This is a genomic window from Mizugakiibacter sp., assembly GCF_039680435.1.
Lineage (GTDB): Bacteria > Pseudomonadota > Gammaproteobacteria > Xanthomonadales > Rhodanobacteraceae > Mizugakiibacter.
This window is the reverse complement of record NZ_JBDKSX010000092.1, coordinates 1-23,764: the sequence shown is the minus strand read 5'-3', so window position 1 is coordinate 23,764 and position 23,764 is coordinate 1. Positions and strand designations below refer to the sequence as shown.

27 protein-coding genes are annotated in these 23,764 nt (G+C 69.1%); 22 read left to right on the top strand and 5 right to left on the bottom strand.

Features of this window, described 5'->3' with window-relative positions:
* The first annotated feature begins 1 nt into the window (after nt 1).
* The 10 genes from lptB to ABFC67_RS09665 all read left to right on the top strand — a co-directional run bounded on the left by lptB (nt 2) and on the right by ABFC67_RS09665 (nt 8,792).
* Nucleotides 2-721: an LPS export ABC transporter ATP-binding protein gene (lptB, locus tag ABFC67_RS09710; RefSeq protein ID WP_346737816.1), complete on the top strand. Its 720-nt coding sequence runs from the start codon at nt 2-4 to the stop codon at nt 719-721.
* Nucleotides 722-808: 87 nt separating this feature from the next.
* Nucleotides 809-2,257 carry an RNA polymerase factor sigma-54 gene (locus ABFC67_RS09705; RefSeq protein ID WP_346737815.1) on the top strand — a complete coding sequence of 483 codons (1,449 nt, stop codon included), beginning with the start codon at nt 809-811 and terminating at the stop codon, nt 2,255-2,257.
* A gap of 122 nt (nt 2,258-2,379) precedes the next feature.
* On the top strand, nt 2,380-2,700 hold the full coding sequence (gene raiA / locus ABFC67_RS09700) for a ribosome-associated translation inhibitor RaiA (protein ID WP_346737814.1): 321 nt from the start codon (nt 2,380-2,382) through the stop codon (nt 2,698-2,700).
* Nucleotides 2,701-2,714: 14 nt separating this feature from the next.
* On the top strand, nt 2,715-3,170 hold the full coding sequence (locus tag ABFC67_RS09695) for a PTS sugar transporter subunit IIA (RefSeq protein ID WP_346737813.1): 456 nt from the start codon (nt 2,715-2,717) through the stop codon (nt 3,168-3,170).
* A gap of 59 nt (nt 3,171-3,229) precedes the next feature.
* The gene (gene hprK, locus ABFC67_RS09690; RefSeq protein WP_346737812.1) at nt 3,230-4,183 is read left to right on the top strand and encodes an HPr(Ser) kinase/phosphatase; all 954 of its coding nucleotides are present in this window, start codon (nt 3,230-3,232) and stop codon (nt 4,181-4,183) included.
* A gap of 4 nt (nt 4,184-4,187) precedes the next feature.
* On the top strand, nt 4,188-5,111 hold the full coding sequence (gene rapZ, locus ABFC67_RS09685) for an RNase adapter RapZ (protein WP_346737811.1): 924 nt from the start codon (nt 4,188-4,190) through the stop codon (nt 5,109-5,111).
* A gap of 49 nt (nt 5,112-5,160) precedes the next feature.
* On the top strand, nt 5,161-5,553 hold the full coding sequence (locus ABFC67_RS09680) for a PTS fructose IIA subunit family protein (protein WP_346737810.1): 393 nt from the start codon (nt 5,161-5,163) through the stop codon (nt 5,551-5,553).
* Nucleotides 5,546-5,815 (top strand): HPr family phosphocarrier protein, encoded by a 270-nt coding sequence (locus ABFC67_RS09675; RefSeq protein ID WP_346737809.1) that lies wholly within the window; start codon nt 5,546-5,548, stop codon nt 5,813-5,815. The genes ABFC67_RS09680 and ABFC67_RS09675 overlap by 8 nt, the downstream gene beginning before the upstream one ends.
* A 162-nt stretch (nt 5,816-5,977) precedes the next feature.
* Entirely contained in the window at nt 5,978-7,711 is a 1,734-nt protein-coding gene (gene ptsP, locus ABFC67_RS09670; protein ID WP_346737808.1) for a phosphoenolpyruvate--protein phosphotransferase, read from the top strand.
* Nucleotides 7,712-7,718: 7 nt separating this feature from the next.
* Entirely contained in the window at nt 7,719-8,792 is a 1,074-nt protein-coding gene (locus ABFC67_RS09665; protein ID WP_346737807.1) for a putative sulfate exporter family transporter, read from the top strand.
* Nucleotides 8,793-8,874: 82 nt separating this feature from the next.
* Here the strand turns inward: ABFC67_RS09665 and tsaB are convergent, their stop codons facing one another.
* The 3 genes from tsaB to ABFC67_RS09650 form a co-directional block, all read right to left on the bottom strand.
* Nucleotides 8,875-9,564 (bottom strand): tRNA (adenosine(37)-N6)-threonylcarbamoyltransferase complex dimerization subunit type 1 TsaB, encoded by a 690-nt coding sequence (gene tsaB / locus ABFC67_RS09660; RefSeq protein ID WP_346737805.1) that lies wholly within the window; start codon nt 9,562-9,564, stop codon nt 8,875-8,877.
* Between the two features lie 101 nt (nt 9,565-9,665).
* Nucleotides 9,666-11,591 (bottom strand): ATP-dependent DNA helicase, encoded by a 1,926-nt coding sequence (locus ABFC67_RS09655; RefSeq protein ID WP_346737804.1) that lies wholly within the window; start codon nt 11,589-11,591, stop codon nt 9,666-9,668.
* 56 nt (nt 11,592-11,647) lie between these two features.
* Nucleotides 11,648-12,658, bottom strand: a complete 1,011-nt coding sequence (locus tag ABFC67_RS09650; RefSeq protein WP_346737803.1) for an integron integrase — start codon at nt 12,656-12,658, stop codon at nt 11,648-11,650.
* 179 nt (nt 12,659-12,837) lie between these two features.
* On the opposite strand from ABFC67_RS09650, the gene ABFC67_RS09645 reads away from it, so the two are divergent.
* Nucleotides 12,838-13,125: a hypothetical protein gene (locus ABFC67_RS09645; RefSeq protein WP_346737802.1), complete on the top strand. Its 288-nt coding sequence runs from the start codon at nt 12,838-12,840 to the stop codon at nt 13,123-13,125.
* Between the two features lie 54 nt (nt 13,126-13,179).
* Nucleotides 13,180-13,959, top strand: a complete 780-nt coding sequence (locus ABFC67_RS09640) for a toll/interleukin-1 receptor domain-containing protein (protein WP_346737801.1) — start codon at nt 13,180-13,182, stop codon at nt 13,957-13,959.
* A gap of 242 nt (nt 13,960-14,201) precedes the next feature.
* On the opposite strand, the gene ABFC67_RS09635 is transcribed toward ABFC67_RS09640, so the two are convergent.
* Complete coding sequence (locus tag ABFC67_RS09635; protein ID WP_346737800.1) at nt 14,202-15,281, bottom strand: IS110 family transposase; 1,080 nt, start codon at nt 15,279-15,281, stop codon at nt 14,202-14,204.
* 580 nt (nt 15,282-15,861) lie between these two features.
* Between ABFC67_RS09635 and ABFC67_RS09630 the strand changes: the two genes are divergently transcribed.
* The 10 genes from ABFC67_RS09630 (at nt 15,862) to ABFC67_RS09585 (ending at nt 23,208) form a co-directional block, all read left to right on the top strand.
* Complete coding sequence (locus tag ABFC67_RS09630) at nt 15,862-16,524, top strand: hypothetical protein (RefSeq protein WP_346737799.1); 663 nt, start codon at nt 15,862-15,864, stop codon at nt 16,522-16,524.
* A gap of 103 nt (nt 16,525-16,627) precedes the next feature.
* A complete protein-coding gene (locus ABFC67_RS09625; RefSeq protein WP_346737798.1) occupies nt 16,628-16,921 on the top strand; it encodes a hypothetical protein in 294 nt (97 codons plus the stop codon).
* Nucleotides 16,921-17,214, top strand: coding sequence for a DUF6804 family protein (locus tag ABFC67_RS09620; protein ID WP_346737797.1), 294 nt, complete (start codon nt 16,921-16,923; stop codon nt 17,212-17,214). Before ABFC67_RS09625 ends, ABFC67_RS09620 begins: the two co-directional genes overlap by 1 nt.
* Before the next feature lie 99 nt (nt 17,215-17,313).
* Nucleotides 17,314-17,694, top strand: a complete 381-nt coding sequence (locus ABFC67_RS09615; RefSeq protein ID WP_346737796.1) for a DUF1801 domain-containing protein — start codon at nt 17,314-17,316, stop codon at nt 17,692-17,694.
* An 88-nt stretch (nt 17,695-17,782) separates the two neighbouring features.
* Complete coding sequence (locus ABFC67_RS09610) at nt 17,783-18,091, top strand: hypothetical protein (protein ID WP_346737795.1); 309 nt, start codon at nt 17,783-17,785, stop codon at nt 18,089-18,091.
* A 711-nt stretch (nt 18,092-18,802) separates the two neighbouring features.
* Nucleotides 18,803-19,144 carry a hypothetical protein gene (locus tag ABFC67_RS09605; protein ID WP_346737794.1) on the top strand — a complete coding sequence of 114 codons (342 nt, stop codon included), beginning with the start codon at nt 18,803-18,805 and terminating at the stop codon, nt 19,142-19,144.
* Between the two features lie 58 nt (nt 19,145-19,202).
* Entirely contained in the window at nt 19,203-20,066 is an 864-nt protein-coding gene (locus ABFC67_RS09600; protein WP_346737793.1) for a methyltransferase domain-containing protein, read from the top strand.
* Between the two features lie 260 nt (nt 20,067-20,326).
* Entirely contained in the window at nt 20,327-21,022 is a 696-nt protein-coding gene (locus tag ABFC67_RS09595) for a VIT family protein (RefSeq protein ID WP_346737792.1), read from the top strand.
* Between the two features lie 199 nt (nt 21,023-21,221).
* Nucleotides 21,222-21,992 carry a 3-oxoacyl-ACP reductase gene (locus ABFC67_RS09590; RefSeq protein ID WP_346737791.1) on the top strand — a complete coding sequence of 257 codons (771 nt, stop codon included), beginning with the start codon at nt 21,222-21,224 and terminating at the stop codon, nt 21,990-21,992.
* 283 nt (nt 21,993-22,275) lie between these two features.
* Complete coding sequence (locus ABFC67_RS09585) at nt 22,276-23,208, top strand: TerC/Alx family metal homeostasis membrane protein (RefSeq protein WP_346737851.1); 933 nt, start codon at nt 22,276-22,278, stop codon at nt 23,206-23,208.
* Between the two features lie 12 nt (nt 23,209-23,220).
* Here ABFC67_RS09585 and ABFC67_RS09580 read toward each other — a convergent pair whose 3' ends face one another.
* Nucleotides 23,221-23,739, bottom strand: a complete 519-nt coding sequence (locus ABFC67_RS09580; protein WP_346737850.1) for a tetratricopeptide repeat protein — start codon at nt 23,737-23,739, stop codon at nt 23,221-23,223.
* Nucleotides 23,740-23,764: the final 25 nt, after the last annotated feature.

Sequence of the window (23,764 nt, the reverse complement as noted above, 5' to 3'; positions counted from 1 at the left end):
CATGCTCGCCGCCAAGGGTCTGCAGAAGCGCTTCCGCGCGCGCCAGGTGGTGCGCGATTTCGGCTTCGACATCAAGCAGGGCGAAGTGGTCGGGCTGCTCGGCCCGAACGGCGCCGGCAAGACCACCTGCTTCTACATGGTGGTCGGCCTGATCGAGGCCGACGCCGGCCGCATCACGCTGGACAAGCAGGACATCACCGGCCTGCCGATGCACGCGCGCGCCAAGCTCGGCATCGGCTACCTGCCGCAGGAGCCGTCGGTGTTCCGCCGCCTGACCGTGGCCGAGAACGTGCTCGCCGTGCTGGAACTGCGCGAGGGCCTGGACGCACGCGCGCGCGAACGCGAGCTGCAGGGCCTGCTCGACGAGCTGAAGGTGTCGCACATCGCCGACCAGAAGGGCGTCAGCCTGTCCGGCGGCGAGCGCCGCCGCGTCGAGATCGCGCGCGCGCTGGCGGCGCGGCCGCGCTACATGCTGCTGGACGAGCCGTTCGCCGGCGTCGATCCGATCTCGGTCGGCGAGATCCAGCGCATCGTGCGCCATCTCAAGGAACGCCGCATCGGCGTGCTGATCACCGACCACAACGTGCGCGAGACGCTCGGCATCTGCGACCGCGCCTACATCCTGAACGAGGGCGAGGTGCTGTCGCGCGGCACGCCGGCGCACATCCTCGCCGACGAGAAGGTGCGCGAGGTCTACCTGGGCCGCGAGTTCAAGCTGTAGCGGCGCGCTTCACGCTTCCGCGCGCTCCCCCTAGCCGCCTGCCCGCCCCCGGGGTAGCATCGGGCTGCGTCATCCGGCAACGCTCGCATGAAACCGGGACTCCAGCTCCGCCTACACCAGCAGCTAGCGCTGACCCCCCAACTGCAGCAGGCGATCCGGCTGCTGCAGCTCTCCCAGCTCGAACTGGAAACCGAGCTGCGCCAACTGGTCGAATCCAACCCCATCCTCGAATTCGCCGACGAAGCCGGCGACGACGCGTCCGCAGGCGCGGACGGCGCCGAGCCTTCCGCGGACGGCGGCGGCGACGAAGCGCCGGCGGCGGCGGCGGAAAGCGCGCCGGAAACCGCCGCCGACAGCTGGGATGCCGAACCCGACTTCGGCTTCGAGCCCAGCTACGCGGGCGGCGGCGCCGGGAGCGACGACGACGCGCTGGAACCGCAGGACGCCGCGCCGGTAGGCCTGCGCGAGCACCTGCAGTGGCAGCTCAACCTGACCCCGATGTCCGAGCGCGACCGCGCGATCGCCACCGCGCTGATCGACGCGCTGGACGAGGACGGCTACCTGCGCGAGGGCCTGGAGCCGGTCGCCGCCACGCTGATGCCGCTGTTCCCGGTCACGATGGAAGAGATCGAGGCGGTGCGCCATCGCGTGCAGCGCTTCGACCCGGTCGGCGTGGCCAGCCTCGACCTCAAGGACTGCCTGGCGGTGCAGCTCGAACTGCTGGAACCGGCCACCGAGGGCCGCGCGCTGGCGCAGCAGATCGTCGCCGGCGAGCTCGAACTGCTGGCGAAGCAGGACCTGGCGCGGCTGGCGCGGCGCCTGCGCGCCGACGACGGCGATGTCGCGATCGCCGCCGCGCTGATCCGCAGCCTCGACCCGCGTCCCGGCGCGGCGCTGAACCCGGCGCCGATCGAATACGTCGCGCCCGACGCCTACGCGTGGAAGGTCGACGGCCGCTGGCGCGTGTCGCTCAGCCCCGGCTCGCAGCCGAAGCTGGCGGTCAACCAGCACTACTGCTCGCTGATCGCGCGCGCGCGCCGCGAGGACGCCGCCTACCTGCGCGGCCAACTGCAGGAGGCGCGCTGGCTGCTGAAGAGCCTGAAGGCGCGCGCCGACACCCTGCTCAAGGTCGCCGAGGCGATCGTGCGCGCGCAGAGCGCATTCCTCGAATACGGCCCGGAGGCGATGAAGCCGCTGGTGCTGCGCGAGGTCGCCGAGCAGGTTGGCATGCACGAATCCACGATCTCGCGCGTGACCACGCGCAAGTACCTGCACACGCCGCGCGGCACCTTCGAGTTCAAGTATTTCTTTTCCAGCGGCGTCTCCACCGACGACGGCGGCAGCGCCTCGGCCACCGCGATCCAGGCGATGATCCGCAAGCTGGTCGCCGACGAGGACCGCCGCCAGCCGTTCTCCGACCAGGCGCTGGCCGAGGAACTGCACCGGCGCGGCATCCAGGTCGCGCGGCGCACCGTCGCCAAGTACCGCGAGGCGCTGCGCATTCCCAGCTCCGGCGAGCGCGTGCGCGCGGGCTGAACGAGGAGGAGGAACTTCGCGCACGCCGGCCGGCTCACACGAACAGCTAACGGCGCTCCGCAGGGGCGGCGCGCCGGCCACCGCCGCGGCGACGCGGCGTCACGACGAAGTAGGAGGCGGTTATGCAGATCCAGATCAGCGGCCACCAGGTTGAAGTCACTCCGGCGCTGCGCGACTACGTGCGGATGCGGATGGAGCGCCTCGAGCGCCACTTCGACAACCTCACCTCGCTGAACATCGTGCTCACCGTGGAGAAGCTGGAGCACCGCGTCGACGGCACGCTGGCCGCCGCGGGCCGCGTGCTGCACGCCGTGGCCAATGCCGCCGACATGTACGCCGCGATCGACGCGCTGGTCGACAAGCTGGTCGCACAGTTGCGCAAGCACAAGGAAAAGGTCACCGACCACCGCGCCAAGGACGCGCTGTCCGCGCGTCCGGACTGAAGCGGCGCGCAGGGATGCGGTTCATCGACCTGCTCGGCCCGGAGTCCGTCGCGACCGGGCTGCGCGCAGGCAGCAAACACCGTCTGTTCGAGGAGATCGCCCGGCGCCTGGCGCCGGGCGATTCCGCATTGGCCGTACTGGAAGCGCTGACCGAGCGCGAAACCATGGGCGGCACCGCGCTGGGCGCCGGCGCCGCGCTGCCGCACGGGCGCTGCGACGCGCTGGCCGCGCCGCTCGGCGGCCTGTTCCGGCTCGCCGCGCCGATCGCCTGGGACGCCGGCGACGGCCGGCCGATCGACCTGGTCGCCGCACTGGTGGTGCCGGTGCAGTTCACCACCCGCCACCTGGAACTGCTGGCCGAGCTCGCCGAAGCGTTCGCCGACCCCGACCTGTGCGCGCGCCTGCGCGCCGCGCCCGACGCGGGCGCCCTGCGCGGCGAACTGGCACAATGGAGCGCACGCCGCGGCTGAAGCCGTCCGATCCGGAACGTCCGCGCGGCGCCCGCTGGCCCATCCCGGAACCGCGAACCTTGGATCGACTCACCGCGCGACAACTGTTCGACGGCGTGCACGAGCGCATGGCCCTGCGCTGGATGGCCGGCGCGCGCGGCGAGACGCGCGCGCTGGAGCCGAAGGAATCCGAATCGCGGCGGCCGTCGCTGATCGGCTACCTCAACGTGATCTACCCGAACAAGGTGCAGATCATCGGCACCGAGGAGCTGAACTACCTCGACAGCCTGGACTCGCGCCAGCGTTGGGAGACGGTGCAGAAGATCGTGCAGGCGCGGCCGACCGCGCTACTGGTCACCAAGGACCAGGCCGTGCCCGCCGACCTGCGCGAGGCGGCCGAGGAAACCGACACGCCGCTGTGGGTCAGCGCCAAGCGCGGCCACGAGCTGCTCACCTACCTGCAGTACCACCTGGCGCGCACCCTGGCCAAGCAGGTCGTGCTGCACGGCGTGTTCATGGAAGTGCACTCGATCGGCGTGCTGATCACCGGCGAGTCGGGCACCGGCAAGAGCGAGCTGGCGCTGGAGCTGATCACCCGCGGCCACCGGCTGGTCGCCGACGACGCGCCCGAATTCACCCAGATCGCGCCCGACGTGATCGACGGCACCTGCCCGGAGATGCTGCGCGACCTGCTCGAAGTACGCGGCCTGGGCGTGCTGAACGTGCGCGAGATGTTCGGCCACACCGCGGTCAAGCCGTCCAAGTACCTGCGCTTGATCGTGCACCTGAAGCCGCTCAAGGAATGGACCGACGACGCCGACGCGCTGAAGCGCCTGACCGGCGACGTCGGCTACCGCGACGTGCTCGACGTGAGCGTGCCGATGATCACCATCCCGGTCGCCTCCGGCCGCAACCTCGCGGTGCTGGTCGAGGCCGCCGTGCGCAGCCACATGCTGAAGAGCAAGGGCATCGACCCCGCGCAGACCTTCATCGACCGCCAGGCGCACCAGTTGCGCCGCCTGCCGCCCTGGTGACGCCATGCAAGACGACGCCCCCGACAAGAACAAGCCCGATCGCCGCCGGCCGCCGGCGATCGCGCACGCCGACAACACCCGCCTGGTGGTGCTGACCGGCCTGTCCGGCGGCGGCAAGACGGTCGCGCTGCGCGCGCTCGAGGACCTCGAGTTCTACTGCGTCGACAACCTGCCGGCGGCGCTGATGCCGCAACTGGTCGCGGCGATCAGCGAGGGCCGCGGCCCGCATTCGCGCATCGCCGTCGGCGTCGACGTGCGCAACCGCAGCGCCGACCTCGAACGCATGCCGGGCGTGCTCTCGCACCTTGCCGGCGAGGGCGTCAAGGTCGACCTGGTGTTCCTCGACACCCGCGACGACGTGCTGATCAAGCGCTACTCGGAGACGCGCCGGCGCCATCCGCTGTCGACCGAGGGCCTGGCGCTGCAGGACGCGATCATGCTGGAGCGCAAGCTGCTGCGCCCGCTGTCGGCGATCGCCGACCGCGTGATCGACTCCAGCGACCTCAACGTGCACCAGTTGCGCCGGCTGATCGCCACCGAATTCGGCACCGCCAGCGGCGAAATGACCGTGCTGTTCGAGTCGTTCGCGTTCAGGCGCGGCCTGCCCGCCGACGCCGACTTCGTGTTCGACGCGCGCTGCCTGCCCAACCCGCACTGGGACCCGCGGCTGCGCCCGCTGTCCGGCAAGGACGCGGCGGTGCGCGAGTACCTCGAGGGCCAGCCGCTGGTCGGCCAGTTCCTCGCCGACATCGAGCGCATGCTGGACACCTGGCTGCCGCGCTTCGAGAGCGAGGACCGCAGCTACGTCACCGTCTCGATCGGCTGCACCGGCGGCCGCCACCGCTCGGTGTACCTGGCCGAGCGCCTGGCCGACCGCTTCCGCAGCTCGCACCGCCAGGTGCTGACTTTCCACCGCGAGCTGGAATGAACATGCGCTATTTCCCGCCCGCGCGGCACGCAACCGGGGCCGCTGCACCATGAGCGTCGGCGTGCTGCTGATGACCCACGAGGACGTCGGCCCGGCGCTGGTCGCCGCCGCGCGCCACGTGATGGCGCAGCTTCCGCTGCACGTGGACACGGTGGAGGTGCCGGCGTCGGCGGACCCCGCGCAGATGCTCGCCACCGCCGCGCAGCACGCCCGCGCGCTGGACGCCGGCGACGGCGTGCTGACCCTCACCGACCTGTACGGCGCCACGCCCTGCAACATCGCGCAGAAGCTCGGCGGGCTGGGCGCCAACGTGCGCTGCGTGTCCGGCCTCAACCTGCCGATGCTGCTGCGCGTGCTGAACTACGCGGACAAACCGCTCGCCGAGCTGGCCGAGATCGCCGCCAGCGGCGGGCGCGGAGGGATCTTCGTCGACCATGCTTGAACAGGACATCGTCGTCTCCAACCGGCTCGGCCTGCACGCGCGCGCCTCGGCCAAGCTGGTGCAGCTCACCCACGGCTTCAAGTCGGCCGTGCAGCTCGTCTGCAAGGGGCGCGAGGTCAACGCCAAGAGCATCATGGGCGTGATGATGCTCGCGGCCGGCCTGGGCACGCCGCTGACGGTGCGCGCCGACGGCCCCGACGAGGCCGAGGCGCTGGCCGCGGTGGTCGCGCTGTTCCAGCGCAAGTTCGACGAGGGGACGTGAGATGACGGGACTCGGGACTCGGGATTCGGGACTCGGGAGAACCGGAAGGCACCGCTGCGCGCGCGGTGCGGCACCCGTGCGTCCGGCGGGGCGCAACCGCGGCGGATCCGCGACGCTTTGCCGAGTCCCGAGTACCGGGCCCCGGGTCCCGGAAGGTGCCGCATGCGACGCGTGCTGACCGGCACCGTCGCCGCGCGCGGCATGGCGCTCGGCCGTGCGCGGCTGGTGCAGCCCAGCCAGTTCGCGATCGACGAGCGCCCGCTGTCGGCCGAGGAGGTCGAGGCCGAGGTGAAGCGTCTCGACGAAGCGCTCGCCGCCGCGCGCGCCGAGCTGGCCGACCTGCACGACAAGCTGCACGGCGCGCTGGCGCGCGAGGTCGGCGAATTCCTCGACGCGCACAGCATGCTGCTGTCCGACCCCGAACTGGTCGCCGGCCTGCGCGACCTGGTGCGCAAGGGCCGCTACCGCGCCGGCGCCGCGCTGAAGGCGCAGCGCGACCGCCTGGTCGCGGTGTTCGAGTCGATGGACGACCCGTACCTGCGCAGCCGCCGCGAGGACATCGACCACGTGATCGCGCGCGTGCACGCCGCGCTGGTGCGCCAGACCAGCCGCGAGGAGCGCAAGCTGGCCGCGCGCGTCGGCGAGATCCTGGTGTCCGACGCGATCGCGCCGGCCGAGCTGGCCAACCTGTCGCGCCACGGCCTGCTCGGCATGGTGGCGAGCTCCGGCAGCCCGTATTCGCACAGCGCGATCCTGGCGCGCAGCCTGCGCCTGCCGATGCTGGTCGGCGCGCACCAGGCGCTGACCGAGATCCAGGACGACGACCTGGTGCTGGTCGACGGCGAGCGCGGCGAGGCGATCGTGCACCCGACCGCGCAGGATCTCGCGCGCTACCGCGCCTGGCAGCGTGACGCCGCGCGCGAGGGCCAGCGCCTGGCCTCGCTGGCCGGCGCGCGCACGCTCACCCGCGACGGCCACGAGGTGCACCTGTTCGCCAACGCCGAATTGCCCGAGGAAGTGGCGCAGGCGCGCGCGCTGGGCGCCGCCGGCGTCGGCCTGTACCGCACCGAATTCCTGTTCCTGATGCGCAACGTGCTGCCCGACGAGGAGGAGCAGTACGCCGCCTACCGCGACCTCGTGCTCGGCATGGGCGGCCTGCCGGTGACGATCCGCACGCTCGACCTCGGCGCCGACAAGGCCGACGCCACCGGACTGGCGCTGGCCGCCGAACCCAACCCCGCGCTCGGCGTGCGCGGCGTGCGCCTGTCGCTGCGCCGCCCGGCGGTGTTCGCCACGCAGGTGCGCGCGATCCTGCGCGCGTCCTGCTACGGCCGCGTGCGCGTGCTGGTGCCGATGGTCAGCGGCGTCGACGAGCTCGAGGCGGTGCGCGAGCTGGTGCGCCTGTGCGCGCGCGACCTGCGCAGCGAAGGCCACGAGATCCCCGAGCACTGCGAGATCGGCGCGATGGTCGAGGTGCCCGCCGCCGCGATCGGCGTGCGCGCGTTGCTGGCGCGCGCCGATTTCGCCGCGATCGGCACCAACGACCTGGCGCAGTACGTGCTCGCCGTCGACCGCAACAACGACGCGCTGGGCGCGCTGTACGACCCGCTGCACCCGGCGCTGCTGCGCCTGATCGCGTACGTGATCGCCGCCGGCCGCCGCGCGCGCAAGCCGGTCAGCCTGTGCGGCGAGATCGCCGGCGACGTGCGTTTCATCCCGCTGCTGCTGGCGCTGGGACTGGAGGAATTCAGCATGCACACCGGTCAGATCCTCGCCGTGCGCGACCGCATCGCCGGCCTGCACCGCGGCAAGCTGCGCGCACTGGCGCCGCGCCTGCTGCGCGCGGCCACGCGCGACGAGGTCGAGCGCATCCTCGCCGCCTGCAATGGCGGCTGAACCGCGCATGCGTTCGCGTCCCGGCATCCATTCCGCGGCCGCCCGCGCCAACGGCGGCGCCGACGGCGCCGCGCCCGCGCCTGCGGCGCCGTGGCTGCGCGCGCACGCGCCCGGCCTGCTGCTGACCTGCGCCGTCGCCGTGCTGGCGCTGCTGCTCGGCAAGGCGGCGCCACTGATCGGCGGCCCGGTGTTCGGCATCGTGCTGGGCATCGTCGTGCGCACGCTGCGCGCGCCCGGCGGCGCGTTCCTGCCCGGCATCCGCTACGCCTCGAAGCAGGTGCTGCAGGCGTCGATCGTCGCGCTCGGCCTCGGTCTCAGCCTGACCCAGGTCGCGCGCACCGGCCTGCATTCGCTGTCGGTGACCGCGGTGACGGTCGCCACCGCGTTCATCGCGGCGTGGGCACTGGGGCGCGCGCTGCGCGTGCGCGACCACCTCAAGCTGCTGATCGGCGTCGGCACCGCGATCTGCGGCGGCTCGGCGATCGCCGCGGTCGTGCCGATCATCAAGCCGGACGAGCACGACACCGCGTTCGCGATCTCCACGATCTTCCTGTTCAACCTGATCGCGGTGCTGCTGTTCCCCGCGCTGGGCCACCTGCTGCACCTGTCCGATCTCGGCTTCGGCCTGTGGGCGGGCACGGCGATCAACGACACCTCCTCGGTGGTCGCCGCCGGTTACAGCTACAGCCACGCCGCCGGCGACTACGCGACCATCGTCAAGCTGACCCGCGCCACGCTGATCATCCCGATCTGCGTGGTGCTGGCGATGCTGGTGGCCTGGCGCGAGCGCAAGCGCGGCGCGACCGGCTTTCGCCTCAGCCGCGTGTTTCCGTGGTTCATCCTGTGGTTCCTGGTCGCCTCCGGCGTACGCACGCTCGGCTTGGTGCCGGTGCCGTGGCAGCCGTGGATCCACGCCGGCGCCGAGTTCCTGATCGTGGTGGCGCTGACCGCGATCGGCCTGTCCGCCGACCTGCGCCGCATGGCGGCGTCCGGCGCGCGGCCGATCCTGCTCGGCCTCGGCGTGTGGGCGGCGGTGGCGCTGAGCAGCCTCGCCGTGCAGTACGCGATCGGCCAACTCTGAACGTAGGGTGGGCCTTGGCCCACCATCGCAGCGTTGTCGAATGATGCCGGTGGGCCAAGGCCCACCCTACGGGGCGCTCGCCTCAGGCGCGCTGCTGTTCCGCCAGCGTCAGCGCCACCTTATCGCGCAGGTAGACCGGCAGCGCCTGCTCCGCGGGCAAACCCTGCCCCGCCGCCAGGCGCGGCGCGGCGAGGCGCGCGACATGGCGCGCCTGCGGATAGCGGTCGGCCTCGGCCCAGCGCGGCGGCGACGGCAGGCGCGCGGCGAGCGCATCGCCATAGGCGCCCCAGCCGCTGCCGACCACGCTCCACGCCGCCGCTGCGGGCAGCGCCAGCGTGGCGGCGGCGCCGACGCTTTCCCCGCCCAGCGCTTGCAGCATGCCGTCGTCCGCGCGCAGGAAGGTGCCGGCATAGACCTCGCCCATGCGCGCATCGATCACGGCGAGGATCGCGGCAGCGTCCGCCGGCGCTTCCAGCGCCAGCGCCGCCAGCGACGACACCGGCAGCACCGGCAGGTCCAGCGCCAGCGCCAGGCCCTGCGCCACCGATACCGCCAGGCGCACGCCGGTGAACGCGCCGGGACCGCGGCCGAAGGCGATGCCGTGCAACTGCGCGCGCGCGACGCCGGCCTCGGCCAGCACCGCTTCCGCCATCGGCAACACCAACTCGGCGTGGCGGCGCGGCGCCAGTTCGCTGCGTTCGTGCAGCACGTCGCCGCGCAGCAGCGCGACGGAGCAGGCTTCGGTGGCGGTTTCGATGGCGAGCAGGTTCATGCCGGCATTGTCGCATCCGCGCCGAGCCCATGGCAGCGCGGCGCGAAAATGCATGTCCGGCGCGCACCGCGGCGGATCCGCGGCGATGCCGCGGATCCGCCCTACGCGGCCCCCGCGTCGGCGAAGAAGCGCTGCACGTCGGCGAGCGCGCGCGAGGTCGGCATCGGCGGCAGGCTCCGCAGGAACAGGCGGCCGTAGCCGCGCGTGGTCAGGCGCGGGTCGCACAGCATCAGCACGCCGCGGTCGTGCACGTCGCGGATCAGGCGGCCGGCGCCCTGTTTCAGCGCGATCACCGCGGTCGGCACCTGCCAGTCGGTGAACGGGTTGCCGCCGGCGCGGCGCAGCGCTTCCAGGCGCGCCTCCAGCACCGGATCGTCCGGCGCGGCGAACGGCAGCTTGTCGATGATCACGCACGACAGCGCCTCGCCGGCGACATCGACGCCTTCCCAGAAACTGGCCGCGCCCAGCAGCACGCCGTGGCCGGAGGCGCGGAACTCGTTCAGCAACTGGTGGCGCGGCGCGGTGCCCTGCACGAACAGCGGCCACGGCACCTTGTCGCGCAGCAGTTCGGCGGCGCGGCGCAGCGCGCGGTGCGAGGTGAACAGCAGGAAGGCGCGGCCGCGCGAGGCTTCCAGCACCGGCAGCGCCATCTCGACCACGCGCTCGGTGTAGCCCGGCGTGTTCGGATCGGGCAGGCCCTTGGGCAGGTAGGCCAGCGCCTGCGTGGCGAAATCGAACGGGCTGTCCAGGCTGAGCGTGTGCGGATCGTCCAGGCCGAGCTGGCGCGCGAAGTGATCGAAGCTGCCGGCCACCGACAGCGTCGCCGAGGTAAAGATCCAGCTCGCGTGCGTGGCCTCACGCAGCGCACGCAGCGGCGGCGCGAGATCGAGCGGCGTGGCGCTCAGCACGAAGCCGCGCTCGCTCAGCTCGTACCAGCGCACCTCCTCGCCGTCGTCCTCGTCGAACAGCTTCTGCAGGCGCGCGGTCAGCGCCTCGGCGCGCTCGTGCACGCTGCCCATGCCGCGCGAACGCTCGGCCTGCGAGGCCAGCGCCTCGGCCAGCGCGGCCAGCGCGTCGTGCAGCGCGCGCAGCGCGTCGACGGCCTCGCCGCGCTGCTCGATCTGCGCCCAGGCGCCGCGCGCCGGCAGCGGATCCAGCGCGAGGCGCGCCCGCTTCAGCGCGGCGTCCAGCGCATCCAGCGGCGATTGCAGCACGTTCAGCGCGCCGCTGACCTCGCCGCATTCGGCCAGCGCGTCCTGCGCGAGATCGCTGAGCTGGCGTGCGCTGACGCTGGTCGAGAAGAACTGCCCGGCCAGCTCGGGAATCTGGTGCGCCTCGTCGAGGATGAAGGCGTGCGCGCCGGGCAGGATCTCGCCGAAGCCCTCCTGCTTCAGCGCCAGGTCGGCGAACAGCAGATGGTGGTTGACCACCACCACGTCCGCTTCCTGCGCCGCGCGCCGCGCCTTGAACACGTGGCACTCGTCGAAGAACGGGCACTCCGCGCCGAGGCAGTTCTCGGTGGTCGAGGTGACGCGCGGCCACAGCGGCGAGTCCTCGGGCACCTCGGCAAGTTCCGCGCGGTCGCCGCTCGACGTACGCGCCGCCCAGGCGCGGATCGCCTGCAACTGCGCCGCCTGCGCGCGCGAGGCGAAGCGGCCGTCCTTGACGGTCTGTTCCAGCCGGTAGCGGCACAGGTAGTTGGCGCGCCCCTTCAGCAGCGCCGTCTTCAGGCGCGCGCCAAGCACCGAGCGCACGCGCGGCAGGTCGCGGTGGAAGAGCTGGTCCTGCAGCGTCTTGGTGCCGGTGGACACGATCACGCGCTTGCCGGAGAGCAGCGCCGGCACCAGGTAGGCGAAGGTCTTGCCGGTGCCGGTGCCGGCCTCGGCGATCAGCGTGCCGCGTTCCTCGATCGCCTGCGCCACCGCCTGCGCCATCGCCTGCTGCGAAGCGCGCGGCGCGAAGTTGGGCAGCTCGCGCGCGAAGGGGCCGTCCGGGCCGAGCAGCCCGGCGATGTCGTCGTCCGTCATCCGGCAAGTATCGCCGAGCGGCGCGCCGCTTGGGAGTGCTGCGGGGCGATCCGACGCTACGCGCGGTCCAGCGGGCTCGTCACGCCGCGGCCGCCGCGGTTCAGCACGTGCGTGTAGATCTGCGTGGTGGAGACGTCCTTGTGGCCCAACAGCTCCTGCACGGTGCGGATGTCGTAGCCGTCCTCGATCAGATGGGTGGCGAAAGAGTGGCGCAGCGTGTGGCAGGTGGCCGGCTTGACGATGCCGGCCTTCGCGAGGGCGCGCTTCAGCGCACGCGCCAGCATCGCCTCGTCGAAGTGATGCCGCCGCACCGTACCGTCGCGCGGGTCGCGCGAGCGCTGCGCCGACGGGAACACGTACTGCCAGCCGAACTCGCGCGCGGCCCGCGGATACTTGCGCGCCAGCGCGTGCGGCAGCCACGCCTCGCCGAAGCCGTCGGCGAGATCGCGCCCGTGCAGGACGCGCGCCCGCTCCACTTCGCGCAGCAACGGCTCGACCAGCGCGCGCGGAAGCATCGTGCGGCGGTCCTTGCCGCCCTTGCCGTCGCGCACGGTGATCTCGTTGCGCGCGAAGTCCAGGTCCTTCACGCGCAAGCGCAGACACTCCATCAGGCGCATGCCGGTGCCGTAAAGCAGGCTCGCCAGCAGCCACGGGCGTCCGTCCATGGTGGCCAGCAACGCGCGCACCTCCGCCTGCGAGAGCACGGTGGGCAGGCGCCGCGGGCGTTTGGCGCGCACCACGTTGTCCAGCCACGGCAGCTCGATCCGCAACACCTCGCGGTAGAGAAACAGCAGCGCCGAGAGCGCCTGGTTCTGCGTGCTCGCCGCCACGCGGCCGTCGACGGCCAGCGACGACAGGAACCGCTCGACCTCGGCGCCACCCATCTCGCGCGGATGGCGCTTGCCGTTGGCCAGGATGAACCGGCGCATCCACTGCAGGTACGCCCGCTCGGTGGCCAAGCTGTAGTGTTTGAGCCGCAAGCGGCGGCGAACTTCGTCCAACAGCCGCGGTCCGCGCGGAGCCGCGTCGCCACCTTTTATCGCTCCGGATTCGGGGTGATAAGACATATCCCTGCGGCCGTGTCGGATAACACGGCCAGCATTCATCCCGAGCCATGCCACCGCCAGCGTGCAAGGCCTTGTCCGCGTGTAGGAAATCGGCTTGACGGCCCGTAGGCGAGCGGCGCAGGCTAGCGTTTATCACCCCGGATACGGGGTCTACTTGTAGTTAGGCAGCCGAGGTCCGCGTGGAAAACCCTTCCACCCAAGTCCCGAAGTTCGATCAGCGCGTAAACGCGTTGATATTTGGGGTTGGCTTTCTAGTGAACTCGCTAGCTTCGGTTGGCTTGTTCCTCTACGTATGGTGGTTTCTTGTTGGCAAGTTTGGCGTCATCATCGGTGGCGTCCTTGGTTTTTTTGCAGGAGCAATCGCGGGCGTGGCCGCCTTTGCTCTTGGCATTGCCCTTTCACCGCTAACCGGCTTAGTCGTTCTGTTGGCACTTGGCTATTTAGGCTACCGCTGCGCCAGTGCCTAACCACTCGTCCAAGCGGACGGCTTCGCCGCCGCTTAACTCCAGCGTTAGACGTCAATGAAGAATTCTCGCCAAGAGCAACAAATTGACGATTTGGACTGGGGGCCAGTCAAAGTCTTGGCTGGGCCACATAAAGGGCGTATCGGATATCTGGATGATACTGAAGGACGCTCTGGCTACGTCTACTTCGGCACATTCATGCTTGCTCTGAGGTCAAACCGGATACAACTCAGGTATTTGGCACCAATCACTACGGCAGACCTTATGCAAAGGCATGAGGTTCTATTCCGCGTGCTGCACATGCCAAGCAACGTTCGCCCTTACGGTGACCTTAATGATCCAGAAGAATTCATTGATCACCTTCTTGAGTATTCTTTTGTGCAAGAGCAGCTAATGGACAGAATGTTCACGGCCAGACTTGCGCAGTCGAGCGGGAAAAAAGTATTCATTTCCCACTCCTCAAAAGATAAGCAGTTCGCTACTTGGCTCTCTGTGGACTTGGCCAATCGTGGCCATCAGCCGTGGCTCGATGAATGGAAAATCAAGGCTGGGCAGTCCATCGTTAAAGCAATCGCGAATGGTCTTGATGATTGTGATTTTGTCATCGTTGTCTTGTCGGAGAACTCCGTCCAGTCAAGATGGGTAGAACGTGAGTGGCATGAGAAATGTTGGGATGAGGTCTCAAGCGGTAGGATTTCTGTCATTCCCGTCCTTCTAGAAGAATGTGAAATTCCCCGCTTTCTAAAGACCAAGAAATATGCGGACTTCACAGGCAGCTTCAACGACGGACTGGAGGATGTGCTAATCGCACTGTCGGACAGTGTGGTTGACGTCTAACAATTCATGTATGGACTCCCCCTGCAAGTGACCATGTGACGCGCGGACGGCAGAGCGGATCGGTTGCAGTCGTGTATGCGGCCTTGGGGTGAGCCACGGAGGCTCGGGCCAGGATGGAATCCGCCGGGACGAAGCCACACGTTCAATCGGCCACGACCGGCCAGAAGTGTTATCGGCTTGCTCGTCCCGGGGACCGACACGTTTGCCATCGACGTTCGCGCGGTGCAACGCAGGAAAGGGTTTCAGGGCGTCGGCGCGGGCGCGCTGACGTGATCCGGATCGAAGCTCGTTCGATGGTGCTCGGCGGCCCACAGGCGCCGTGCGGTCTTGTTGGCCAGCGCGACCGCCGCCTTGTTGTGGCCGACGCGTTCGGCGAGGGCGAGCGCCCAGGCGCGGGTGCGGTCGAGCGGCTGCTGCCGCTGGCGGGCGACTTTCGCGCTGCGCAGCACGGCGCGGGCACCGTGGATCAGCAGCATGCGCAGGTAGACGTCGCCGCGTTTGGTCACGCGGCCGAGCCGGCGTCGCGTGCCGCTGGAGTGTTCGCGCGGCGTGAGGCCGAGCGAGCTGGCGAAGTGGCGGCCGGAGGGGAAGCGGTCGAAGTCGCCGACCGAGGCGCTGAGCGCGGTGGCGGTGAGCAGGCCGACGCCGCCGGCGCGCTGCAGGCGCTGGCTGCGCAGATCCTCGGCGGCGAAGGCGGCGAGCTGGTCCTCGACCGCGCGCATCCGGTCCTCGGCCTGCGCGACCGCATCGAGCAGGGCGGCGAGCGCCGGGCGCAGCGTCATCGGCAACGCGTGCTCCGCATCCTCCAGCGCGGCCAGCACGGCGGGCCGCACCTTGGTCGCGCCCATGGGCACGGCAACACCGAACTCGCGCAGCAGGCCGCGCAGGAGGTTGATGGCCGCGGTGCGCTGCGCCTTGTGGAATTCGCGGACGCGGTGCAGGCCCTGGATGCCCTGCTGCTGCGGCGTCTTCACCGGCACCGGCCGGATCGCGCCGCAACGCTGGGCCTCGAGCAGGCCGGCGGCATCGGCACGGTCGGTCTTGCTGCGATGCACGTACGGGCGCACGTCGTGCGCCGGCAGCAGCGTGACGGCGTGGCCCTGGCGCTGGAAGCGCCGCGCCCAGTGATGCGCCGAGCCGCAGGCTTCCATCACGATGCGCAGCGGCGCGTGGTTGTCGAACACACGTGCGAAGGCGGCGCGCCCCAGGCGACGGCGCGCGACGATGCGCCCCTGGGCATCGGCATAGGCCAGTTCGAACACATCCTTGGCGAGGTCGACCGCGACCGTGGTCGCGACCGCAGGCTTGGGCGTAGCATGCATGGCGGACTCCTCTCGTGATCCCGTGTCCGGAACGGTACGCGTTCCGCCTGGCTCATCGAAGCCGTGTGGTGACGCGGGAGGAGTCCACCATTCGATCATTCAAGGCGGACGGCTTCGCCGCCGCTTAACTCCAGCGTTAGGCTTCATATCACTGCCCGCGGGCTAAAGTGAAAGGGGGGTGCTCGTGAAAACATTCACAGTCGTACTTTGCCTGTCCCTGCTACTCGCCGGGTGCGCATCTTCCGGGATCGTTCCCGCAGATCGCGGAACGTACCTAATTTCGAAGCAGAGTGCCGCAGGCATCTTCGGTACGCCTGAGGGCGTAAAACTGGATATCTACAAGGAGGCTAACGAATTCTGCGCTCGTAAGGGACAAGCGGTCGAGACCATCGACGCTGAGACGCAACACGCGGTTCCGTTCGTGCATGAAGGCAGTGCAACCTTGCATTTCAAATGCGTTTCGAAATAGCCGCCAAGCGGAGCGTGCCTAACAATTGCTGCAGCCGACCGTCAACCCGCTACGCGGGCTGCGTCGGCTGAGCTCAAGCGTTAGCCGTCTTTCATCAGGAGTCGTTCATCTATGCACCCAAGCGAATTCTTTGACGAACTCAAGAAACGGAATGGGCTTACGTCCGACACTGAACTCGCCAGCCTAATTGGCCTTACTTCGGCTCGAATCAGTCAGATGCGAACCCGCAAGGGCAAATTAACTGCGCGACAGTTGGCCTCGTATATCCAAAAGGCTGAAGATCGCGGCCGCGTGCTTGCACTGACCGATCCAATTCTACCGATTGTCGAGATGTATCCAATTAGCGCCGTCTCATCCAAGCAGGACGCCAAATGGGAAATGCTTCCGACCGGAAAGACACATCCGAGAAACCAAACCATTCGGTCGATTCTTGAGAAATCTCAAGGGATCTATTTGCTTTACGACTCGCAGGGCTGCGCAATATACGCAGGTAAGACGGAGAAGCAAAACATATGGAAGGAAATGAACGACGCATTCAACCGGGAACGATCTAATCACCAGGCGTTCTTTGTTCGGCATCCGACCAACGGATCAACATTTTCGCCCGCCTGGGAGACGCGGAGGCAACCGAAAAAAATGGTCGTCTATCTCTATAACACTGCGCACTACTTCTCAGCCTACGAAGTAACGCCGTCTCTTATCCCAAAGCTTGAGGCTCTCGTGGTGAGAGCTTTCTGTAATAGCCTTTCCAACAAGAAGATGGAAAAGTTCTGACCGTGAGGGCGAAACCGATGGCTAACCCATCATTCCACCGGACCTTGTGCGTAAAGCCGCGCAAGGCCGGTGAATTCAAACGTTATGCATCTGGAGATGCGCTATGAACGCGGTCCTTGGTATTGCCGGCTTTCTTGCCTTTCTCACGTTTGGCATCGCGCAGCTTGTGGCCGGCTTCGTCGGAATTGAGCACGGTATGGGCGCAGGGTGGGCATGGGGCGCTCTCATTGCCGCGCTGATGTTCCGTTTCACGTTGCCAATCACTATTGGTTCATTCTTCGGCGCAATGAACGTGTGGGGCTGGCACTGGGCTTTAGCTGCTCTATTCGCCGCCCCCGGCTTGGCTTTTGTCATTCCCGGCGTCTTGGCGTCCACTTTCGCATTGGTCAAGCGGTAATGCCGATTGGAGTCATCTACGCCTGTGCCGCCATGCTCTTCGTTGGCACAGCGCCTCTCCCCTACGGCTACTACACCTTGCTGCGGTTGGTCGCGTGCGGCGTCTTTTCACTTGCTGCGTTCGTCTCTGCCGATAGAAAGCACAAGGTACTTCCTTGGGTCTTCGGCTTGGCGGCACTACTGTTCAATCCAATCGCGAAGGTACACCTCCCCAAAGAGGCGTGGGCGCTTGTTGATGTTGCGGCTGGTGTCTTTCTGCTTGTTGCCGCGAAGGCTGTGCGCACCAATGCATAACATGGCGCTCAACCTCGCTCCCTTCGGTCGCTAGGCGCTGCGCGATAAAGCCGCGCGGCGCCGGTTAGCTCTACGTTAGCCATCGTAGGAAGAGAACGGATGACTCAGCCAAAAGGCAACGCATCACCGACCAGTGACTGGCGAGCCGAGCGTTTGAACCGGGTCCGTGCATTGATCAGGCAGGCGGCACCGGCTGCGATCGAAGAGGCGAAATGGAAGAAGCCGTCTAATCCGGCGGGCGTGCCCACATGGTCCGATCACGGCATCATCTGCACCGGCGAATCGTACAAGGAGAAGGTCAAGCTCACCTTTGCCAAGGGGGCCAGCCTGCGTGACCCGCATGGGCTGTTCAACACCAGCCTGGACGGGAACACCCGTCGTGCTATCGATCTGAAGCAGTCGGATATGCTTGATGAGCAGGCGTTTGTCGAGCTGGTTCAAGCGGCCGTTGCGCTCAACCGCGGCGTCGCTGAGGGCTAGCAGTTCATTCAAGCCGACGCCGCTTCGCGGCGCGGCTTGATTCAGGTATCGGGCGCGCTCCAGCCGTATTTCGCCGCCTTGGGAGTTCATGGTGATCTTTGCCGAGTTGCAGCCAGAACGCGATGACGTCGAGTTCCATGGAGAGCTTGCAGCCTTTTTGGCAGGACGCTTTCCTGGAACCCGTGCCGGGTTGCAATGCGACTCTTGGGTCTGGATCTGCGATGGCAAAACCAAGGTTGCAGTAGACACGTTCACATCCCGGCACCATCAGATAAAGGCAGCGGCGGCGGGCTCGCTTGTCGAGCAGGTTATCCTCGCTTTGGCTGAAAAATACCCACTCGAACGGTTCAGTCCGCCGTTGCTCGAAGAGCACGAAGAAGCACCGGACGATTCCTGACAAAAAATGTGCCCGCTGGCCAGCAATGGCGGCAACTCGGGCGTCCGAGTCGGCACGCCTGACAATTCGTGTATGCCCCCGCCTGCAAGTGACCGTGGGGTGTGCGGACGGCAAAGCGGGTCGGTTGCGAGCCGTCGGCTAACTCAGGAGTCAGGTGCACCATGGATCGCACGCGGCCACCCGAAGTACCTGTAGAGCCCGCCTGGCGGAAAATGAAGTGTCCCGCCTGCGGCGAGGCCAACACGGCCAGGATCATGTATGGCTTGCCGAGCTTCGATCAGGAGCTGGGAGAGTCTCTTTCGACGGGGGAGGTGGTGCTGGGGGGCTGCGTGCTCTCTCCCGACAACCCCAAGTGGCATTGCAACCTCTGCCATCATGAATGGGGCCAACCATGAAGGCGCAAATGCGCTTGACCGCACGATGAAGGCGGACGCCCCATCGGACCGTGGCCTTGGCTCGCGCGTTCGGGCCGGACCCGCATCGTTGCTGCGATACGCGGGATAAAGTCCCGCCGCGTTTTCATTCCCACATGCGACACGGCGGTGTCCGGCGGGCCCGGCGTGGGGTCATGCCGGGCGTGCCGCCCGGCCTGCGCGCTGCTTCGAATAAAGGGATCGTAGCCCATCAATTCGACCTTCCCGGCATCCGCCGTGGCGATCCTCGCGCTGGCAGGCTGCGCGATGCTGCCGCCGCTCGAGGAGGGCGTCCTCGGTGCGGTCCTATGACCGTACCAGCGGCGCTTACGTCCTGGAGCTCCGCAACCAAGCCAGGCGTCCGGTTCTCTACCTCGCCCCCTACCTGACCTTCAGCACCACCCGCACCCCCGATCCGATGGCGTTTCGGGCAGCGCCGGAGGGCATGGCGCTCATGGCGCACGACACCAAGCTTGACCCGGGCGAGTCGGCAACCTTCGCCGGCCGTTGCACCGCCACCGGCGCATGCTCGTCGCCGGGTACTTACGCGGCCATCCCTGCCTGCTGGTTCACGACGGCCTGGACCTGCGGGAAATACTTGCCTGTCTGGTCGGAAACGCCGTTGAATGGCGTCCGGTAGGGCCTGACGGCCGACGCCGGGTCGCGATATCGAGGCCTCACCGAGCGGGAGAACGTGCATGGCCGATCAGCCTTCCCCCTTCGACGCGGCGAAGTACAAGCGCGCGCAGCGCGAGCAATGGAACAAGGACGGCGCGGCGTGGCGACGCTGGAATCCCGTCCTCGACCGTTGGTACGGCGACGCGACCCGCGAGATGCTCGACTTGGCGCGGATCCAGCCGGGCCAGCGCATCCTCGACGTCGCCGCCGGCGCGGGCGAGCCGGCGGTCAGTGCCGCCGAACGCGTGGGCCCCGACGGTTACGTGCTGGCGACCGACCTCTCGGAAGGCATCGTCGCGCTTGCGCTCGAGGTCGCCCGCGAACGGGGACTCCGACAGATCGAGACCCGCGCCATGGACGGCGAGAAACTGGACCTGCCCGACGCATCCTTCGATGCGGTGCTGTGCCGGCTGGGGCTGATGTACATGCCGCATCCCGTGACGGCGCTGCGCGAGTGGCGCCGGGCCCTGAGAGCGGGCGGCCGCGTGGCCGTCGTGGTCTTTTCCACGCCCGAGCGCAACGCCTGGGGGGCCATCCCCGCGTCCATCATCCGCCGGCGCGCGCAACTGCCACCGCCCGCGGCAGGGCAACCGGGACCGTTCGCCCTCGGCGGCCCCGGGGTGCTGGAAGATGTATTCCGTCAAGGCGGATTTGCCGGTCCCGAAGTTCGCACCGTGCCGGCGCCCTTGCGCATGGCCAGCGCCGCCGAGTACGTGCGGCTCGCCCGCGAAGCCTTCGGCGCCTTCAACGCCATGATGGCCCACCTGCCCCCGCAGGAACGGGAGTCCGTGTGGGACGAAGTGGAAGGCGCCATGCGCAGCTTCGAATCGGCGGGCGGGTTCGAGGTGCCGGGTGAATGCCTTGTCGGCACAGCCACGAAATAATCGTACGCAATGGCTGGGACTGGGTGGACTGGTTCAACCATCGGCGCTGCTCGGGCCGATCGAGAGCATCCCGCCAGCAGAAGCCGAAGCGGCTTACGATCGGCGACAGCGTGAGCTCGCGATGGCGGCGTGACCCACACCCACGAGCCTCCGGGATACCCGGGGCGATTCATGTATGCCCCTTCCGCATCGCGCGGGCCGCAAGGCAAGCTTGGCCCGCCCGCGCCGATCCGGCGCGATCCGACTGACGGAGCCATTCAATGCCTACCCTGCACTGGGAACGCCACCGCACCGAACGCATCGGCTGGCTGCGCGCCGCGGTGCTGGGCGCGAACGACGGCATCGTGTCCACCGCCAGCCTGGTGCTGGGCGTGGCGGCGGCACATGTCTCGCACGGCAGCATCGTGGTGGCGGGCGTGGCCGGGCTGGTCGCCGGGGCGATGTCGATGGCGGCGGGCGAGTACGTCTCGGTGCATTCGCAGGCCGACACCGAGCACGCCGACATCGAGCGCGAGCGCGGCGAGCTGGCGGCCGAGCCGGAGGCGGAGCTGAAGGAGCTGACCGCGATCTACGTCGGCCGCGGCCTCGACGCCGCGCTGGCGCAGCAGGTGGCGGCGCAATTGATGAGGCACGACGCGCTGGAGGCGCACGCGCGCGACGAGCTCGGCATCACCACCGCGCTGCGCGCGCGCCCGCTGCAGGCGGCGCTGGCCTCGGCGGCGAGCTTCGCGGTCGGCGCGGCGCTGCCGCTGGCGGTGACGGCGCTGAGCCCGGCCGCGCGGCTGGTCCCGCTGGTCGCCGCCACCTCGCTGGTGTTCCTCGCCCTGCTGGGCGGCGTCGCCGCGCGCACCGGCGGCGCGTCGGTGGCGACCGGCACGCTGCGCGTGACCTTCTGGGGCGCGCTGGCAATGGCGCTGACCGCGGGCGTCGGCGCGCTGTTCGGCGTGGCGGCCTGAACCGCCCGCGCGGGCGGCCACGATTCCCGCCCCGCCTGATCTGGGACAAGACGAGGTCCGGCCGGCGTACCTAGGCTGGTCGCGGCGCGCGCCGACGGCAACGGGCGGTACGCGCCCGGCCCGGCATGCTCGACGCGGCCGACGCCGCCCGGGACGTGCGCGCCGCGTCGGTCGGCGGCATCTGTGGAGGGAGAGCGACATGGATCTGCGCGATCGTGCGGTCGTCGTCACCGGAGCGAGCCGCGGCCTGGGCGCCGCGATCGCGGACGAGCTCGCCCAGGCGGGCGCGTCGGTATGCGTCAACTACCTGCGCAGCCAGGAACGGGCGGAAGCGCTGGTGGACGCGATCGGCAGCCGCGGCGGCCGCGCCTTCGCGTTCCGCGCCGACGTGACCCGCTCCGACGAGGTCGAGGCGATGATGCGCGCCGCCGCCGCGCGCTTCGGCACCATCGACGCGGTGGTGAACAACGCGCTGCCGGCCTACCGCTTCGATCCGAGCGCGGCGTACACGCGCATCGAGACGATCGCCTGGGACAACTTCCAGCGCCAGTTCGAGGGCGCGGTGCGCGCGGCGGTGAACACCACGCGCGCGGCGCTGCCGTACATGCAGCAGCGCCGCTACGGCAAGATCGTCAACATCGCCACCAACCTGATCTTCAACCCGGTGGTGACCTACTACGACTACACCACCGCCAAGGCGGCGCTGCTCGGGCTGACGCGCAACCTGGCCGCCGAGCTGGGCCCGCACGGCATCCGCGTCAACCTGCTGGCCGGCGGCCTGCTCAAGACCACCGACGCCAGCCGCGACACGACCAGCGAAGTGTTCGAAAGGGTGGCGCACGCCTCGCCGCTGCGGCAGGTGGTCACGCCGCGCGAGTTCGCGCAGGCCGTGCTGTTCTTCGTCTCGGGCCTGAGCGACGCGGTGACCGGGCAGACGCTTGCGGTCGACGCCGGGCTGACGATGACCTGAGCGGCGGCACCGGCATCGCCGCGTGCGGCCTCGCACGTTCGGCACCGTCCGCCAGTCGCGTGCGCACGGCGCACGAGGCTTCAGGCCAGGCTCGGGCGCGCGCTGCCGCGATGGATCTGGCATCGCGCTCCATCATCGCAGCGCATCGGCCCAACGCCCCGCGGAACCCTGATCCGGCGCAAGAAAGCGCCGCCGCGGCGATGATCGGATGCGGCCATCGCTGGCCGTGCTGCATTCCGCCGAGGTTGCCGTCGTGGATGCCGTCGCGCACACCGGAACGCCGATGCTGTATCTCGCCTTCGGCCTGCTGGTGGCGGCGCTTGTGGCGGTCGACTTCCTGCTGCTGCGCGCGCAGGGCAGCCACCGCGTGTCGACGCGCGAGGCGGCGCTGTGGTCGCTGGTGTGGGTCGCCGCCGCGGCGGCGTTCGGCGCCTGGCTGTGGTGGCATCTGCACGGCCTGTATGGCGCCGAGGTCGCGCGCCGCAAGACGCTGGAATACGCCGCCGGCTACCTGATCGAGAAGGGGTTGGCGGTGGAGAACGTGTTCGTGTGGATCACGATCTTCACCTACTTCGCGATTCCCGCCGAGTTGCAGAAGCGCGTGCTGCTGTGGGGCGTGGTCGGCGCGATCGCGATGCGCGCGGTGCTGATCTATCTCGGCGCGGTGCTGATCCGGCAGTTCGAGTGGATCTTCTACGTGTTCGGCGCCTTCCTCGTCGGCACCGGCGTCAAGATGTTCCTGTTCACCGGCAAGTCCGCCGACCTTGGCGGCAATCCGCTGCTGCGCTGGATGCGCGGCCACCTGCCGGTCACGCAGGCGCTGCACGGCGAGCGTTTCCTCGTGCGCGAACGCGGGCGCCGCGCGCTGACGCCGCTGTTCCTGGTGCTGGTGCTGGTCGAGGTCACCGACGTCGTCTTCGCGGTGGACAGCATCCCCGCGATCTTCGCGGTCACCGCCGACCCGTTCATTGTGTTCACCGCCAACACCTTCGCCATCCTCGGCCTGCGCGCGATGTACTTCCTGCTCGCCGACATGGCCGCGCGCTTCCACCTGCTCGGCTACGGGCTGGCGCTGATCGTCGCCCTGGTCGGCGCGAAGATGCTGCTGATGGACGTCTACAAGGTGCCGGTGACGTTGATGCTGGGCGTGACGGCGGCGGTGCTGGCGATCTCCATCGCCGCCAGCCTGCTGGTGAAGCCTCGAGCGTCGCGCTGAGCCGCGGCGGGCTTACATCCGCACCGGGCCGGCGACGCGGCAGTCCTCGCGCGCGCGTTTCGCCGCGGCCGCGCCGGCACCGTCGCTGGCCAGTGCGCGCAGTTCCGCCACGGTCTGCCAGTTGCGCGCGCACAGCTCGCCCAGCCGCGGGCCGAGGTCGAACGAGCGCTGCGCCAGGCGCTCGGCGTCGGCGTAGTCCTTGAGGCGCACCGCCAGTTCGGCGCGGTACTGCAGCAGGTCCGGCGCTTCGGGCGAAAGCTTCAGCGCCTGGTCGGCCTTGGCCGCGGCGTCGGCGTAGCGGCCGGCCTGTTCGTCGGCGTGCGCGGCGTCGAGCAGGCCCTGCACGGCGGGATCGCGCAGCGGCGCGACCTGCACCACCGAATGGTCCTGCTCGCCGGCGGCGCGGATCGCGGCGACCAGGTCGCGGTCCGGCGGGCGCGTCGACGGCGCGGAGGGGGCCGGCTGGCCGCACGCGGCCAGAATCAGCGTGCCGCCGAGCGCGGCGGCGAGTCGGATGCGATGGATCGTCATGGTGCGTTTCACGGTTGGCCGGCGG

Coding starts and splice junctions, on each gene's coding strand:
- ABFC67_RS09595 (WP_346737792.1), top strand. CDS start 20,327: ATGCCTACCCTGCACTGGGAACGCCACCGCACCGAACGCATCGGCTGG.
- ptsP (WP_346737808.1), top strand. CDS start 5,978: ATGCGACGCGTGCTGACCGGCACCGTCGCCGCGCGCGGCATGGCGCTC.
- ABFC67_RS09640 (WP_346737801.1), top strand. CDS start 13,180: ATGAAGAATTCTCGCCAAGAGCAACAAATTGACGATTTGGACTGGGGG.
- ABFC67_RS09680 (WP_346737810.1), top strand. CDS start 5,161: ATGAGCGTCGGCGTGCTGCTGATGACCCACGAGGACGTCGGCCCGGCG.
- ABFC67_RS09600 (WP_346737793.1), top strand. CDS start 19,203: ATGGCCGATCAGCCTTCCCCCTTCGACGCGGCGAAGTACAAGCGCGCG.
- ABFC67_RS09615 (WP_346737796.1), top strand. CDS start 17,314: ATGACTCAGCCAAAAGGCAACGCATCACCGACCAGTGACTGGCGAGCC.
- ABFC67_RS09585 (WP_346737851.1), top strand. CDS start 22,276: ATGCTGTATCTCGCCTTCGGCCTGCTGGTGGCGGCGCTTGTGGCGGTC.
- ABFC67_RS09675 (WP_346737809.1), top strand. CDS start 5,546: ATGCTTGAACAGGACATCGTCGTCTCCAACCGGCTCGGCCTGCACGCG.
- tsaB (WP_346737805.1), bottom strand. CDS start 9,564: ATGAACCTGCTCGCCATCGAAACCGCCACCGAAGCCTGCTCCGTCGCG.
- ABFC67_RS09610 (WP_346737795.1), top strand. CDS start 17,783: ATGGTGATCTTTGCCGAGTTGCAGCCAGAACGCGATGACGTCGAGTTC.
- ABFC67_RS09695 (WP_346737813.1), top strand. CDS start 2,715: ATGCGGTTCATCGACCTGCTCGGCCCGGAGTCCGTCGCGACCGGGCTG.
- ABFC67_RS09650 (WP_346737803.1), bottom strand. CDS start 12,658: ATGTCTTATCACCCCGAATCCGGAGCGATAAAAGGTGGCGACGCGGCT.
- ABFC67_RS09625 (WP_346737798.1), top strand. CDS start 16,628: ATGAACGCGGTCCTTGGTATTGCCGGCTTTCTTGCCTTTCTCACGTTT.
- rapZ (WP_346737811.1), top strand. CDS start 4,188: ATGCAAGACGACGCCCCCGACAAGAACAAGCCCGATCGCCGCCGGCCG.
- ABFC67_RS09590 (WP_346737791.1), top strand. CDS start 21,222: ATGGATCTGCGCGATCGTGCGGTCGTCGTCACCGGAGCGAGCCGCGGC.
- raiA (WP_346737814.1), top strand. CDS start 2,380: ATGCAGATCCAGATCAGCGGCCACCAGGTTGAAGTCACTCCGGCGCTG.
- ABFC67_RS09620 (WP_346737797.1), top strand. CDS start 16,921: ATGCCGATTGGAGTCATCTACGCCTGTGCCGCCATGCTCTTCGTTGGC.
- ABFC67_RS09630 (WP_346737799.1), top strand. CDS start 15,862: ATGCACCCAAGCGAATTCTTTGACGAACTCAAGAAACGGAATGGGCTT.
- ABFC67_RS09665 (WP_346737807.1), top strand. CDS start 7,719: ATGCGTTCGCGTCCCGGCATCCATTCCGCGGCCGCCCGCGCCAACGGC.
- ABFC67_RS09705 (WP_346737815.1), top strand. CDS start 809: ATGAAACCGGGACTCCAGCTCCGCCTACACCAGCAGCTAGCGCTGACC.
- lptB (WP_346737816.1), top strand. CDS start 2: ATGCTCGCCGCCAAGGGTCTGCAGAAGCGCTTCCGCGCGCGCCAGGTG.
- ABFC67_RS09655 (WP_346737804.1), bottom strand. CDS start 11,591: ATGACGGACGACGACATCGCCGGGCTGCTCGGCCCGGACGGCCCCTTC.
- ABFC67_RS09635 (WP_346737800.1), bottom strand. CDS start 15,281: ATGCATGCTACGCCCAAGCCTGCGGTCGCGACCACGGTCGCGGTCGAC.
- ABFC67_RS09580 (WP_346737850.1), bottom strand. CDS start 23,739: ATGACGATCCATCGCATCCGACTCGCCGCCGCGCTCGGCGGCACGCTG.